Raw genomic sequence first — 13,633 nt, forward strand, 5'->3', positions numbered from 1 at the left:
CGGCGAAGAGCCGGGCGAATCCGCGCGCCCCGCGCGGAAGGAAGGAGACGCTGTGGATTTCGCCTTCGGGCCACAGGACGAGACCTTTCGCGCAGAGGCACGGGAATGGCTCTCGACCCACCTGACCGGCGAGTTCGCGGACGCCGCGGGCCACGGCGGACCCGGCAGCGAACATGAACTCCCCCAGGTCCGCCGCGCCTGGGAACGCGAACTCGGCGCGGGCGGCTGGATCGGACTCGGCTGGGACCGCGCGGCGGGCCCCTACGGCAACCGCACGGCGACCCTCACCCAGCAGGTCGTCTGGGCCGAGGAGTACGCCCGCGCCGGCGCCCCCGGACGCGTCGGCCACATCGGCGAGAACCTGCTCGCCCCGACCCTGATCGCCTACGGGGACGAGAAGCAGCGGGAGCGCTTCCTGCCCCCCATCGCCCGGGGCCAGGAACTGTGGTGCCAGGGCTACAGCGAACCCGACGCCGGCTCCGACCTGGCCGGAGTGCGCACCACGGCCACGCGCGACACCGCCCCCGAAGGCCCGTACCGCATCACGGGCCAGAAGATCTGGACCTCCCTCGCCCAGGACGCCCACTGGTGCTTCGTGCTGGCCAGAACGGATCCCGCCTCCCGCCACCACCACGGGCTCTCCTTCCTGCTCGTGCCGATGGACCAGCCCGGCCGGATCGAGGTCCGGCCGATCCGGCAGCTCTCGGGGACCGCCGAATTCAACGAGGTGTTCTTCGACGGGGCGCTGGCGAGCGCCGAGCACCTCGTCGGCGGGGAGGGCAACGGCTGGCGGGTCGCCATGGGGCTGCTGGCTCTGGAGCGCGGAGTCTCCACGCTCGTCCAACAGATCGGCTTCGCAGCGGAGTTGGGCGAAGTGGTACGCCTCGCCCTGGAGCACGGCACCGCAGCGGAACCGGTGTTGCGCGACCGGCTCGTACGGCAATGGGCAGAGCTCCGGACGATGCGCTGGAACGCCCTGCGCACACTGGGCGCCACGGACGTGCCCGGCGCGCCCAATGTCGCCAAACTGCTGTGGGGCGGCTGGCACCAGCGGCTCGGCGAGCTGGCGATGCGGGTGCGCGGCACGGCCTCGGCCGTGGGCCCCGCCGCTTGGAGCGCCGAGCGCCCGTACGAACTCGACGCGCTGCAGCGCCTCTTCCTCTTCACGCGGGCCGACACCATCTACGGCGGCTCGGACGAAATCCAGCGCAACATCATCGCCGAGCGGGTGCTCGGCCTGCCGAAGGAGTCCCGATGACCGCGTACGGGCACTGGATCGACGGCTCCTGGTGCGAGCCCGCCCAAGGGCACTATGCAGTTGTCAATCCGGCGACCGAGGAGGTCGTCGGGGAGGCCCCGGAAGCGACGCGAGCCGAGGTCGCCGCTGCCGTGGCCGCCGCACGGGCCGCCTATGACGGCTGGTCCCGCACCGATCCGCGCGAGCGCGCGGCCGTGCTGGACCGGATAGCCGATCTTCTTGCCGAACACGGCGGGGACCTCGTGCCCCTGCTCCAGGCCGAGACCGGGGCGACCATGCGCCTCGCTTCGACCATGCAGGTGCCCACCGCGGCCGACCGCTTCCGCCGCTACGCGCGCGGCGCGCTCGAACCGGATGTCGTCCCGCTGGCGCCGCAGCCCGTGAAGGCCAGCGCGCTGGCCCCCGGCGGACTCATCGGCGCCGCCGCCGTACGCCGCCCGGTGGGCGTGATCGGATGCATCACCTCCTATAACTTCCCCATCGTCAATCTCGCGGGCAAGGCCGCGCCCGCCCTGGCCATGGGCAATACGGTCGTCGCCAAGCCCGCCCCCCAAGACCCGCTGGCCTGCCTGGAACTGGGGCCGATCCTCAAGGAGGCCGGACTGCCGGACGGCGCCTTCAACGTCGTCACGGGATCGGGCGCCGCCGCCGGAGAGGAACTCGTCTCCCATCCGGACGTCGACATGGTCAGCTTCACCGGGTCCACCGCGGTGGGAAAGAAGATCGCCGAGTCCGCTGGGAGGTCGATGAAGCGCACCCTCATGGAGCTGGGAGGCAAGGGCGCGGCCATCGTCCTGGGGGATGCCGACGACAAGACGGTCGCGTCGGCGATCAAGGCGGTCGGTTCGGTCTGGTCATTCCACAGCGGACAGATCTGCACTGCGCCGACCCGCGTGCTCGTCCATCGATCGCTGTACGAGAAGGTCGTCGCCGGTCTCAAACACTACGCGGAGGCACTGACAATCGGGGACCCTGTGGATAACTCCACGATCGTCGGCCCGCTGATCTCCGCGGCCCAGCGCGACCGCGTCGAGGCGTACATCGCCGGCGCCCGTGAGCAGGGCGCCCGTATCGTCGCGGGCGGCGCGCGCCCCGACCTCAAGCCGGGCTTCTACGTACCGCCCACCCTCATCGCCGACGCCACCCCCGATATGACGGTCGCGCGCGAGGAACTCTTCGGCCCGGTCGTCGTCGCGATGGCCTTCGACGACGAGGACGAGGCCGTCCGCATCGCCAACGGCACCTCCTACGGCCTCTACGACTACGTCTTCAGCTCCGACGCCGGCCACGCCTGGGCCCTCGCGGCCCGCCTGCGCAGCGGAAACGTCGGCATCAACACCGTGCAGCGGCACCCCGAGACCCCGTTCGGCGGTTTCAAGGACAGCGGCGTCGGCCGCGACGGCGGATCGTTCGGCCTGCACGCGTACAGCGAACTCCAGTCCGTGGTCTGGCCCTCCTGACCGGCGGCGCCGCACCGGCGAACAGCGGCAGGGCAGCACCAGCCACAGCGCCGGGGCAGCACCGGCGAAGCGGCGGGGCCGAGAACCAGCCCCAGCGCCGGGGCAGCACCAGCCACAGCGCCGGAGCCGGGTACCGGCAACAGCGCCAGAGCGGCACCAGCGACAGCGCCGGGGCCGGGTACCGGCAACAGCGCCAGAGCGGCACCAGCGACAGCGCCGGGGCCGGGCACCGGTCGCCGTCTTCCGCACCGGATTCCTCTGTGGATCTCCACTCCGGCCTTGATCGAGGCCACCTTGAAGGGACGGCACTATGCGAGGCGTCATCTTCGACGGCAAACAGCCCCAGGTCGTCGACGATCTGGAGATCCGCGATCCGGGCCCCGGCGAGGTGCTGGTCGCGGTCGTCGCGGCCGGTCTGTGCCACAGCGATCTCTCGGTCATCGACGGCACCATCCCCTTCCCGGTGCCGGTGGTCCTGGGCCACGAGGGCGCGGGCGTGGTCGAGGCGGTCGGCGCGGGCGTCGGACACGTGGCGCCCGGCGATCACGTCGCCTTGTCCACCCTCGCCAACTGCGGCGCGTGCGCCGAGTGCGACCGGGGCCGTCCGACCATGTGCCGCAAGGCCATCGGCATGCCGGCGCAGCCCTTCAGCCGGCGCGGCACGAAGCTCTACAACTTCGCCTCCAACTCGGCTTTCGCCGAACGTACGGTCGTCAAGGCGGTCCAAGCGGTCAAGATCCCCGACGATGTGCCGCTGCCCTCCGCCGCGCTCATCGGCTGCGGGGTGCTGACCGGCGTCGGAGCCGTGCTCAACCGGGCCGAGGTCGGCCAGGGCGAGTCGGTCGTCGTCATCGGCGCGGGCGGCATCGGCCTCAACGTCCTGCAGGGGGCGCGCCTCGCCGGAGCCTCGACGATCGTGGCGGTGGACGCGAACCCGGCGAAGGAGGCGGCGGCCCGCTCGTTCGGCGCGACCCACTTCGTCGACGCCTCCACCAGTCCGGACACCTCGGCCGCAGTGAAGAGCATCCTGCCGACCGGCGCGGACCACGCCTTCGAATGCGTCGGCAACACCAAGCTGATCCGGCAGGCGGTCGACCTCCTCGACCGGCATGGGCAGGCCGTCCTGCTCGGCGTGCCCCCGGCCGACGCGCAGGCGTCCTTTCTCGTCTCGTCCATGTACCTCGACAAATCGATACTCGGCTGCCGCTACGGCTCCTCCCGCCCGCAGCGCGACATCGTCCTGTACGCGCGGCTCTACCGCGAGGGCCGGCTGATGCTGGACGAACTGATCACGGAGACCTATCCGGTCGAGGACTTCGCGAAGGCCGCCGACGACGCCCACCACGGGCGGGTGGCGCGCTGCGTGCTCACCTTCTGACGTCCCGTACCCGCTGACGCCGGTCGCCGGTCGCCGGGCGTCGGGCCCCGGACGTAGGGCACGCCCATGGGAGCACGAAAAACGGCCCATAGTGACGAGAACCACATGGGCGGCTCCGGGTGGGCTCTCTGTACGTACGGGGCGGGTGGTGCGTACGGGACAGTCGGGGCGTGTCGGCACCAACGGGGCCGATGCGCCGGGTGATTGAGGCGCTCCCGAAGCCCGCGTACGGCCCGGGCGGCAGCCCCCGGGCGGGGACGCGGGCACGCGCGTGTGCCGCCGCCCGTTGGGAGCCCCGACGGCCGGCCCATTTGGAGCGGAACCTTCCGGCCCCACAAGGAATCATTCTTGGTGAGAGGGGCGGCTATGACTCAGCAGACGGGGCCTGGCGCTATACCGGCGGAGGCGGACGGCGAACCGGTGCGCGCGAAACGGGCGGCGGACGCCTCCCCAACGGACCCGGAAGCCTCCGGAATGGACTCGGCCGCCCCCGGAACGGGCCCGGAAGCACCCGGAACGCGCCCTGTAGCATCCCAGCCGGACCCGGAAGCCCCCGGCGCGGACTCGGAAGCCCCCCACCCGGACCCGGAAGCCGCCCCCGGGCCGACCGGCGTGCGCGTCGACCTGACAAAGGCGAGACCCCCGGAGCCTCGCCAAAGGCCAACCAAAGCCCCCATAGGCGACGAGAACGCCGAGAAGGCCGATGACGGCTTCGGTTCGGCCTTCTGCTCCTCCATGGCGACCCTGTGCGCCGAAGTCGTCATAGGGGGGACGCTGGCCGTCCTCGTCGTGCTCGCGCGCGAGCACGACGGTCTGCCCGGCAGCACCGTGATGATCGTCGGGGCGGTGCTCGCCATCTGCCTCCTCGGTGTGCTGCTGAGCGGTTTCGTCACCGCCATCGCGGTGATGCCGGCGCTGTCGCTCGCGCGCTGGTGGGCGCGGCGCAGGGGGCGCGCCGACAACCGGTGGCGGGCCCTCGCGGCCGTACCGGTGGTGTCGGCGGCGCTGGTCGCCGCGTTCGGGGCGGTGGCCGCGCTCGGCAGCCGGTCGCTCGCGCAGCCCCTGACGTACCTCGGCTGGTGGGCCGCCCTCACCGTCGCGACGGCGCCCGCGACGGTGGTCGCGCGGACCGCCGGTGGGCGGGCCCGGGCCGGCCGCGGCGGTCGCCTCGTCCGGCGCGTCGCGCGCAACGCCGCCGTGGCCTGGCTCGGCATCGCCGTGCTCGGCTCGGCCGCGTACGGGACGGGGCTGGTGAGCGTCTACAAGCCGCCCCGGCTCAGCGCCTCGGACATCGAGGGCACCTGGAGCGACGGACGCGGCGGATCGGTGGAGCTGGCGGCGGACGGGAAGGCCGTCGCCGACGGGCTCGACAACTTCGTGTGGGACGGCACCGGAAAGGACCGGCCGAAGGACTGCGAGGGCACCGGGACCTGGAGTTCGGTGAAGGACGGCGACCACGTTCGGGGCGTCTCCATGCGGATCAACGCGTGTGAGCTCGTGCGGGAGTGGAGCGTCGGCGGTACCGCCAAGAAGCCGCGGATCTTCCACGAGCTGGGGAAGCCCGGTTCCGGCAAGCGCTATGTGCTGACGAAGCTGACGAAGAAGCAGGCCGAGCAGCAGGAGCGGCGCAGACACGGCGGCCACGCCGGGGCCCACCAGCACTGACGAGCCCGAGCCCGGCCAGGTCCCCGGCCCCCTCACATCGGTTCAGAGGCCGGCGAACGAGCCGAACGTCCCCCGGTGGAAGAGCAGCGGCCCTCCCTCCGCCGTGTCCCTGTCTCCCTCCGGGGCTCCGAGCGCCTCGACGCGCCCGACGACGATGAGGTGGTCGCCTCCCGTGTGCACGGTGTGGATGGTGCAGTCGATCCACGCGGCTACGTCCGCGAGCAGCGGGGAGCCGGTCACCGGGGACGGCTCGTAGGACACTCCGGCGAACTTGTCCGCGCCGCTCACGGCGAAGCCCCGGCACAGATCGCCTTGGCCGGCGCCCAGGACGTTGACGCAGAAGACGCCGGTGCGGGCGATGCGCGGCCAGGTCGTGGACGTCCGGGCCACCATGAAGGCGACCAGCGGCGGGTCGAGGGAGAGCGAGGAGAAGGACTGGCAGGCGAAGCCCGCGGGGCCGAGGGGACCGCCGTCGTCCGCTCTGTCCGGCTCGGCGGGCGCGGTGACGATGGTGACGCCGCTCGCGAAATTGCCGAGAACGCGCCGGAACTCGGCCGCCTCGACGGGGGAGCGCTCGTCCTCGCGGACGGCCCGGAGTTCGGGGCGGGGGAGCGGGTCGACCGGCTGCCCGGCTGAGGTGGACGCGCCCACCGACCGCAGATAGCGCACGGCGGTGGCTGCCATCCCTGCGTGTCCCATCATGACTTCATTGAAACGGACGGGGTTTCGGATGGGAAGTGATGGACTGAGCGTGACACTTGGCTAACCTCCTCGGTATTCGGGGGTGCGTCGCTCGACGAAGCTCGCGACGCCCTCCCGCGCGTCCGATGTCGTCATATTGATCTCCTGCGCGGCGGCCTCGGCCGCGAAGGCGCTCGTACGGTCGGTGTCGAGCGAGGCGTTGACCAACTGCTTGGTGAGGGCGAGGGCGCGGGTGGGGCCCGCCGCCAGCCGCCCCGCCCACTCGCGCGCGACCTTCGCCAGCTCCGCCTCGGCCACGACCCGGTTCACCAGGCCCAGCCGCTCCGCCTCGGCGGCGGGCAGCGCGTCGCCGAAGAACATCAGCTCCTTCGCGCGCTGCGGGCCCACCAGCCGCGGCAGCAGGTACGCGCCGCCGCCGTCCGGTACGAGCCCGCGCCGTACGAACACCTCGATGAACCGGGCCGACTCCGCCGCCAGCACGAGGTCGCAGGCGAGCGCGAGGTGCGCGCCGAGGCCCGCCGCGGTGCCGTTGACGGCGGCGATGACGGGCTTCTCGCAGTCCAGGACGGCGCTGATCAGCCGCTGGGCGCCGCGCCGGATCGTACGGGCCACATCGCCCGCGACGCGCTCGGCGCCGCCGGTGGCGGGGGTGCCGCGAAGGTCCGCGCCGGCGCAGAAGCCCTTGCCGGTCGCGGTGATCACGACGGCTCGTACGGCCGGATCGGCAGAGGCCTCGTCGAGCAGCGAAATGATGCGTTCTCGCTGGTCCCAGGTGACGGCGTTCATCGCTTCGGGGCGGTTGAGGGTGATCCACGAGACCCCGTTGTCAGTGGTGTGCCGTATCAATGACTCAACGGATTCTTCGGGGGAGGAAGTCATGGGGGAGCGGCTCCGGGTCCTTGGGTCAGTGGCAGACGGCGAGCGCGTCGAGCGCCACCGCGCCCTGGCCGCGTTCGAGCACCATCAGCGGGTTGATGTCGAGTTCGGCGAGGCTGTCGCCCAGTTCGAGGGCCATGCGCTGGACGCGCAGCACGACTTCGACGAGCGCGTCGACATCGGCGGGCGGCGCGCCGCGCACGCCGTCGAGGAGGGCGCGGCCGCGCAGTTCGCCGAGCATCGCGCGGGCCTGGTCCTCGCCGAACGGTGGTACGCGCACCGCCGCGTCGCGCAGCACTTCCACCAGTACGCCGCCGAGGCCGACGGTGACGGTGGGGCCGAAGAGGCTGTCGGAGGTGACGCCGACGACCATTTCGACGCCGCGCGCGACCATCTGGCAGACGAGCACACCGTCGAGCGGCACCCCTTCGTAGCGGGCGATGTCGGTGAGCTCGCGATAGGCGTCCCGGACCTGGCTGGCGGAGGTCAGGCCGACCTTGACCAGGCCGAGTTCGCTCTTGTGGGCGAGTCCCGGCCCGGACGCCTTCATGACGACGGGATAGCCCACCAGGCCGGCCGCCCGCACGGCCGCCGCCGCGCTCGTCACCAACTGCTCGCGTGGTACGCGAATGCCGTACGCGCGCAGCAACTGCTTCGCGGAGTGCTCGCTGAGCTGCTCGCCCGGGCGCATGAGCGCCTGCGCCTTGCGCGCGGAGGGGGAGAGCGTGCGCGGGGCGTCCTCGAAGGGGGAGTGGTAGTCCGCGGTGAAGCGGTGGTGGCCCAGGTAGGCGCGGACGGCGGTGATGCAGTTGGCGAAGGTGCGGAAGGTGGCGACGCGGGAGGAGCCGAGGAGGGTGGTGCGGTAGGCGTCCTCGGTGCCGACGGGGGACCCCCACACCACGCACACCAGCTTGTCGGTCTGTTCCGCCGCGTCCACCAGGTCCTGCGCGAGTTTGTCGCTCATGGGCGGGAAGGGGCCGGTGATCGGGCAGATGAGGACGCCGACGGAGGGGTCGGCGAGGATCGCGTCGATGATCTTGCGGCCGCGCCAGTCGCCCACGGGGTGGCCGCCGTTGTCGACCGGGTTCGCGACGCTGAGGTAGTCGGGTATCCACTGGTGCAGCTCGGCCTGTTTCGCCGCGCCGAGGGTCGGGAGTTGGAGCCCGGCGGCGGTCGCCAGGTCCGAGAAGTGCGCGCCCGTGCCGCCCGAGATCGAATACACCACGACGCCGTCGGCGCGCGGTGGCCGGGCACGGGCGAGCAGGGCGGCGGTGTCCTGGAGTTCGTCGAGCCCGTCGACGCGGATCACGCCGAACTGCCGCATGGCGGCGTCCACCACCTCGTCCGCGCCGGTGAGTTTGCCGGTGTGGGAGGCGGCCATCCGGGCGCCGGCCTGCGTGCGGCCGACCTTGACGGCGACCACCGGCACCTTGTTGCGGGCGGCCCGGTCGGCGGCGAGGAGGAAGCCGCGGCCGTCCTTGAGCCCTTCCACATACGCGGCGATGGCGCCGACCTCGGGGCAGGTGGCGAAGTAGGAGATGAAGTCCGCCGTCTCCAGGTCCGCCTCGTTGCCGGTGGGGGCCCAGTGGGAGAGCCGGATGCCGAGTTCCTGGAGGGTGAAGACGGGGCGGCCCTGGTGGCCTGACTGGGTGATGAGGGCGATGGCGGGGCCGTCGAGGTCGTCGCGGAACCTCTCGAAGGCGTTGAGGTTGGTGTTCGGTCCGAGGAGGCGGATTCCGGAGCGTTCGACGGCGGCGGCCAGCCGTTGTTGGGCGGCCGCGCCCGCCTCGCCGGTCTCGGCGAAGCCGGAGGCGAAGGCGACGGCGAAGCGCACTTTGGACTCGCCGAGTTCCTCGATGACGGGGGTCGGGTCGCCGACGAGGAGTACGGCCAGGTCGACCTCTTCGGGGAGGTCGGCGACGCTCGGATGGCAGGGGAGGCCGAAGACGCTGGTACGGGTGGGGTGCACGGGGTGGAGCCGGGCTCCGACGCGCTCGGCCCAGGCGATGAGCTGCCGGGTGATGCCGGTGTTGGGGCGCCCCTCGGCGTCGGAGGCGCCGACGACGGCCACGGAGGAGGGACGGAAGAAGCGGTCCAGGTCGGGTACGTCCGAGTGCAGGGCCCGGCCGCTGACATCCACGTCCTCGGCCGGTGCGGCCCTGCCGTGGACGGCGGGCGCCGCCTGCTCCCCGCAGGCCAGCACGCGGGCCGTACGGGAGGTGGTGGTGAGGGTGCCGTGAGTCGATCCAAGCATCGTTCTCGCCCACTCCTGCTCGATGGCCAACTTAGCTGACGCCTAGTCAGGTTACTGAACTGACGCTGCGTCAGGAATGGGGTTGCACTGGAAAGAGATCCGAGCCTAGCCCCTTGCGTAACCCCTTACCCATCCGTTGAACTGACGTACCGTCAGAAAATCGGGGGAGCGCGGGGAACGGCAGGGACACGAGGAGCGGTAGAAAGCAGAAGGGCGGGCGATGCAGACGATCTGGCTCAGCGGGGCCGAATGGCTCGCGGTGCTGCGTATCGGCCTCGGGCTGTGGTGGCTGGAGAGCTGGCGACACAAGGACAAGAAGGGCTGGTTCGAGCGCGGTACGGGCATCGCGTGGGCCGCCGACGTGGCGGGCAAGCACCGCTGGGGGTTCGTACGGACCGGGTTCGAGAAGGTCGTGAGCCCCCGGCCCAAGGCCATGGCGTACATCGTCGTCTACGCCGAACTCGCCCTCGGGCTGGGCCTCGTCGTCGGACTCCTCACGCCCATAGCGCTCATAGGCGGCCTGCTGCTCAATCTGCTCTACCTCGTCCTCATGGTCCACGACTGGGCCGAGCAGGGCCAGAACGCGATGATGGCGCTCATATCGCTCGTCGCGCTCCTCGCCATGAGCTGGCAGACCTGGTCCCTCGACGACGTGATGGGGTTGTTCCTATGAGCGCCGCGCGCTTCGACCTGCCCGAGACCGACGCCTTCACCCGCCCCTACTGGGACGCGGCGGCCGAGGGCCGGCTGCTGATCCGCCGTTGTGCCGCCTGCTCGGCGGCGCACCACTACCCGCGCGAGTTCTGTCCCCGCTGCTGGAGCGAGGACGTCCACTGGGGGGAGGCGAGCGGCCGGGCCGTCCTCTACACCTGGTCCGTGGTCCACCTGAACGACCTGCCGCCCTTCGGCGAGCGCGTGCCCTACACCGCGGCCGTCGTCGACCTGGCCGAAGGCCCCCGGATGATGACCGAGGTCGTCGACTGCCCGGAGGGGGAGCTGCGGGTCGGGATGGAACTGCGGGCCCGGTTCCGTACGGAGCCCGGCGAACCCCCGGTGGCAGTGCCCGTCTTCCGCCCCTGTTGAATGCGGTACAGATGGTGGAGTCCGGGAGCGTCGAGGACCGAGCGACGGGCGTCGGGGCGCGACGGGGTGGGAGTGCACGAAGATGGCGAACACGACGGCGGCGGACCCGCTGCACCCGGCTGACCTGCGAGGCTACGGCCTGCGACTGCGCACATGGGAGTACGCGGACGCACCCATAGCGCTGCGGGGCTTCACCGACCCCGAGTTCCTGCGCTGGAACACGCCGCTCGTCCCGGTCCGGGACGAGGCCGGCGCCCGCGACTTCATACGCGCCCGCTTCGAGGGCTGGGAGCGAGGCGACACCGCGACCTACGCCGTCACCGAGGACGACCAGATCGTGGGGCAGGTGGCCCTCAACCTCATCAACCGCACCTTCTCCAACGCGCGCGTCGGCTACTGGGTGCTCGCCGAGGCGCGGGGCCGGGGCGTCGCCGCCCGTGCGCTGGAGCTGTGCAGCCGGTGGGCCTTCAGCGAGGTCGGCCTCCACCGGCTCGAACTGGGGCACGCGCTGGGCAACACCCCGTCCTGCCGGGTCGCGGCCCGCTGCGGGTACGCGTACGAGGGCACCCTGCGCGGTGCCATGTTCGAGGCGGGCCAGAAGGACGCCTTCCGGGACGTCCACCTCCACGCGCGGCTCGCCACCGACCCGCTTCCGGACGCCTTCTCGGAGCCGGCCGCCGCGACGGGCGCGGGGGCGGGGGCCTGAGACGGAGCGCGTGGGGACGGGTGCCTGAGGGGGAGGCGCGCGGGTCCGGTGCCTGAGACGGAGGGGACGCGGGGGCGAGTGGGCGTCAGGGCCAGAGGAGTTCGGTGGTCCAGCCGGTGTCCGTACGGCGGTAGTTGAGGCGTACGTGGCGGCGGTGGGCGTCGCCCTGGAAGAACTCGACCTCGGTCGGGGACAGCACGTAGAGCGTCCAACTGTCCACTTGGGCATTCGGTTCGCGCTGCGCGCGTTCCCAGGCCGCGGCGGATGCCTCCGCCAGCTCGCGGTACGAGCCGAGGACGTCGCTCTGCCGGCCGACGAGGGCCGACGCCAGGGAGCCCGTGGAACGGCGGCGCAGGTCGGCCGCGCTCTCCTCGGGGCCGGCGGCGGTCACCGTTCCCCGGACGCGCACCTGGCGGCCGAGAGCCGCCCAGTAGAACCCGAGCGCGGCTTCGGGCCGCGCGGCCAGGTCGCGGCCCTTGCGGCTCGTGCGGTGGGAGCCGAAGTGCCAGCCGCGCTCGTCGGCGTCGTGCAGCATCACGATCCGTACGGACGGTGAGCCCGACGCGTCCGCGGTCGCCAGTGTCATCGTGTGCGGCTCGGGCTGCCCTGCCTCGGCGGCCTCGCGCAGCCAGCGCTGGAAGAGGGGGAGGGGCGCGTCGGGGGCCGTGGCGGGGTCGAAGGGCGGCAGTTCGCCCTCCCACACGCGCAGGGAGCGCAAGAGGGCGCGGAACTCCTCCTGCCCGCCCGCGTTCCGCTCCGCCCGCCCTTCTGCCCGCTCTTCCGCCCTTTGCTCAGAGTGCTGCTCCGACTGCTGCTCTGGGTGCTGGTCCGGCTGTGGCAGCGGCCGCTGTTCCGTCTGTCGTTGATTCGGTTCGGGGTTTCCGGTGGTCATGCGCACCATCTAAGCAACGGTGGCGGCGGAGACGACCGAGGCGGGCGTGAAGGCCGGCGGAGATAACGGCAGGGAATGGAGATAGATAGCGGCAGGGAAAAAGGTTTGGATCGGTGGGAGCAACTGATAGAGGGCGCGAACCGCGGGTTCACCCCCGGCCCAGGACCACCGTCCCCGAGGAGCAGAACCAGCCGCCCGTACCGGAGGCCACCGCGACCTCCGGGAGCCGGCCTCCGGCCTTGCGGACCTGGCGGCCCTCGCCCGCCTCGCCCCGCAGTTGCCGTACCGCCTCGACCAGGAGGAACAGCCCCCGCATGCCGGGGTGGCAGGCGGAGAGTCCGCCGCCGTCGGTGTTGACGGGCAGTTCGCCGCCGAGGGTGAGCCGGCCCTTCTCGGCGAAGGCGCCGCCCTCGCCCTTGCCGCAGAACCCGAGGTCTTCCAGGGTGACGAGCGTCATGTAGGTGAAGGCGTCGTACAGCTCGGCCACGTCGACGTCGCCCGGCCCGACGCCCGCCCGTTCGAAGGCCGCGCGGCCCGAGACGGCGGCCGGGGAGACGGTGAAGTCGTCCCACTGGGACATCGAGGTGTGCGAGACGGCGGTCCCCGAGCCCAGGACCCATACGGGGGCCTTCGCGGTGTCGGGGACGTACTCCTCGGCCGCGAGCAGGACCGCGCAGCCGCCGTCGGACCGTATGCAGCAGTGCAGCTTGGTGAAGGGGTCGGCGATCATGGGGCCGCCGAGGACGTCGTCGACGGTGATGGGGGCGCGGTACATCGCGTCGGGGTTGTGCGCGGCGTTGGCGCGCGCCTGCACGGCGATGTCGGCCAACTGCTCCAGGGTCGTGCCGTATTCGTGCATGTGGCGGCGGGCGGCCATCGCGTACTTGGCGATGAGCGTGTGCCCGTAGGGGACCTCGAACTGGAGGGGCCCGCGGGCGCCGAAGGAGAGGTTCGAGGTGCGCCGCCCGGCCTTGATGTCGGCCCGGGCCGTGGACCCGTACACGAGGAGTACGGCGTTGGCGTGGCCCGCCGCGATGGCGTCGGCGGCGTGTGCGGCCATGACTTCCCAGGTGGAGCCGCCGACCGAGGTGGAGTCCGTCCAGGTGGGCCGCAGCCCCAGGTATTCGGCGACCTCTACGGGGGCGAGCGTGCCCAGCCCCGCCGAGGCCAGGCCGTCGATGACCGAGCGGTCGAGCCCGGAGTCCGCGAGGGCGCGGCGGGCGGCCTGGGCGTGCAGGGCGTAGGGGGTGGCTTCGTCGACGCGCCCGCAGTCGGCGAGTGCGACGCCGACGACGGCGACCTTGCGGCGGCCTGTTGTGACTGCTGAGGCCCCTGAAGTGCCTGGTGTCATAAATCTGA

At 72.1% G+C, this 13,633-nt stretch carries 12 protein-coding genes; 7 read left to right on the forward strand and 5 right to left on the reverse strand.

The window, feature by feature from the left end:
• Window positions 1–52: 52 nt before the first annotated feature.
• The 4 genes from IF55_RS29225 to IF55_RS29240 all read left to right on the forward strand — a co-directional run bounded on the left by IF55_RS29225 (window position 53) and on the right by IF55_RS29240 (window position 5,761).
• Window positions 53–1,258 (forward strand): acyl-CoA dehydrogenase family protein, encoded by a 1,206-nt coding sequence (locus IF55_RS29225; protein WP_030887570.1) that lies wholly within the window; start codon window positions 53–55, stop codon window positions 1,256–1,258.
• Entirely contained in the window at window positions 1,255–2,718 is a 1,464-nt protein-coding gene (locus tag IF55_RS29230) for an aldehyde dehydrogenase family protein (protein WP_030887573.1), read from the forward strand. The genes IF55_RS29225 and IF55_RS29230 overlap by 4 nt, the downstream gene beginning before the upstream one ends.
• Before the next feature lie 310 nt (window positions 2,719–3,028).
• Entirely contained in the window at window positions 3,029–4,096 is a 1,068-nt protein-coding gene (locus IF55_RS29235) for a Zn-dependent alcohol dehydrogenase (protein WP_030887575.1), read from the forward strand.
• A 735-nt stretch (window positions 4,097–4,831) separates the two neighbouring features.
• Complete coding sequence (locus IF55_RS29240) at window positions 4,832–5,761, forward strand: hypothetical protein (RefSeq protein ID WP_048832682.1); 930 nt, start codon at window positions 4,832–4,834, stop codon at window positions 5,759–5,761.
• 42 nt (window positions 5,762–5,803) lie between these two features.
• Here the strand turns inward: IF55_RS29240 and IF55_RS29245 are convergent, their stop codons facing one another.
• The 3 genes from IF55_RS29245 to IF55_RS29255 form a co-directional block, all read right to left on the reverse strand.
• Window positions 5,804–6,445 (reverse strand): flavin reductase family protein, encoded by a 642-nt coding sequence (locus tag IF55_RS29245; RefSeq protein ID WP_030887583.1) that lies wholly within the window; start codon window positions 6,443–6,445, stop codon window positions 5,804–5,806.
• Between the two features lie 78 nt (window positions 6,446–6,523).
• A complete protein-coding gene (locus IF55_RS29250) occupies window positions 6,524–7,342 on the reverse strand; it encodes an enoyl-CoA hydratase/isomerase family protein (protein ID WP_030887586.1) in 819 nt (272 codons plus the stop codon).
• Between the two features lie 25 nt (window positions 7,343–7,367).
• Window positions 7,368–9,593: an acetate--CoA ligase family protein gene (locus IF55_RS29255; protein WP_030887589.1), complete on the reverse strand. Its 2,226-nt coding sequence runs from the start codon at window positions 9,591–9,593 to the stop codon at window positions 7,368–7,370.
• Window positions 9,594–9,813: 220 nt separating this feature from the next.
• Here IF55_RS29255 and IF55_RS29260 point away from each other — a divergent pair, with 220 nt between their 5' ends.
• The 3 genes from IF55_RS29260 (at window position 9,814) to IF55_RS29270 (ending at window position 11,382) form a co-directional block, all read left to right on the forward strand.
• Entirely contained in the window at window positions 9,814–10,266 is a 453-nt protein-coding gene (locus tag IF55_RS29260; RefSeq protein WP_030887592.1) for a DoxX family membrane protein, read from the forward strand.
• Complete coding sequence (locus IF55_RS29265) at window positions 10,263–10,676, forward strand: Zn-ribbon domain-containing OB-fold protein (protein ID WP_030887595.1); 414 nt, start codon at window positions 10,263–10,265, stop codon at window positions 10,674–10,676. The genes IF55_RS29260 and IF55_RS29265 overlap by 4 nt, the downstream gene beginning before the upstream one ends.
• Before the next feature lie 82 nt (window positions 10,677–10,758).
• Complete coding sequence (locus IF55_RS29270; RefSeq protein ID WP_037966311.1) at window positions 10,759–11,382, forward strand: GNAT family N-acetyltransferase; 624 nt, start codon at window positions 10,759–10,761, stop codon at window positions 11,380–11,382.
• Window positions 11,383–11,467: 85 nt separating this feature from the next.
• Here the strand turns inward: IF55_RS29270 and IF55_RS29275 are convergent, their stop codons facing one another.
• Both IF55_RS29275 and IF55_RS29280 read right to left on the reverse strand, forming a co-directional pair.
• Window positions 11,468–12,274: a pyridoxine/pyridoxamine 5'-phosphate oxidase gene (locus IF55_RS29275; RefSeq protein ID WP_078645448.1), complete on the reverse strand. Its 807-nt coding sequence runs from the start codon at window positions 12,272–12,274 to the stop codon at window positions 11,468–11,470.
• Between the two features lie 148 nt (window positions 12,275–12,422).
• Window positions 12,423–13,625 carry a thiolase C-terminal domain-containing protein gene (locus IF55_RS29280; RefSeq protein WP_030887603.1) on the reverse strand — a complete coding sequence of 401 codons (1,203 nt, stop codon included), beginning with the start codon at window positions 13,623–13,625 and terminating at the stop codon, window positions 12,423–12,425.
• Window positions 13,626–13,633: the final 8 nt, after the last annotated feature.

This window comes from Streptomyces varsoviensis, assembly GCF_000718635.1.
Classification (GTDB): domain Bacteria; phylum Actinomycetota; class Actinomycetes; order Streptomycetales; family Streptomycetaceae; genus Streptomyces; species Streptomyces varsoviensis.

Excerpts from the sequence above, each read along its gene's own strand:
- IF55_RS29280 (WP_030887603.1), bottom strand. The coding sequence starts at position 13,625 with ATGACACCAGGCACTTCAGGGGCCTCAGCAGTCACAACAGGCCGCCGC.
- IF55_RS29270 (WP_037966311.1), top strand. The coding sequence starts at position 10,759 with ATGGCGAACACGACGGCGGCGGACCCGCTGCACCCGGCTGACCTGCGA.
- IF55_RS29235 (WP_030887575.1), top strand. The coding sequence starts at position 3,029 with ATGCGAGGCGTCATCTTCGACGGCAAACAGCCCCAGGTCGTCGACGAT.
- IF55_RS29255 (WP_030887589.1), bottom strand. The coding sequence starts at position 9,593 with ATGCTTGGATCGACTCACGGCACCCTCACCACCACCTCCCGTACGGCC.
- IF55_RS29250 (WP_030887586.1), bottom strand. The coding sequence starts at position 7,342 with ATGACTTCCTCCCCCGAAGAATCCGTTGAGTCATTGATACGGCACACC.
- IF55_RS29275 (WP_078645448.1), bottom strand. The coding sequence starts at position 12,274 with ATGACCACCGGAAACCCCGAACCGAATCAACGACAGACGGAACAGCGG.
- IF55_RS29245 (WP_030887583.1), bottom strand. The coding sequence starts at position 6,445 with ATGGCAGCCACCGCCGTGCGCTATCTGCGGTCGGTGGGCGCGTCCACC.
- IF55_RS29260 (WP_030887592.1), top strand. The coding sequence starts at position 9,814 with ATGCAGACGATCTGGCTCAGCGGGGCCGAATGGCTCGCGGTGCTGCGT.
- IF55_RS29240 (WP_048832682.1), top strand. The coding sequence starts at position 4,832 with ATGGCGACCCTGTGCGCCGAAGTCGTCATAGGGGGGACGCTGGCCGTC.
- IF55_RS29230 (WP_030887573.1), top strand. The coding sequence starts at position 1,255 with ATGACCGCGTACGGGCACTGGATCGACGGCTCCTGGTGCGAGCCCGCC.
- IF55_RS29265 (WP_030887595.1), top strand. The coding sequence starts at position 10,263 with ATGAGCGCCGCGCGCTTCGACCTGCCCGAGACCGACGCCTTCACCCGC.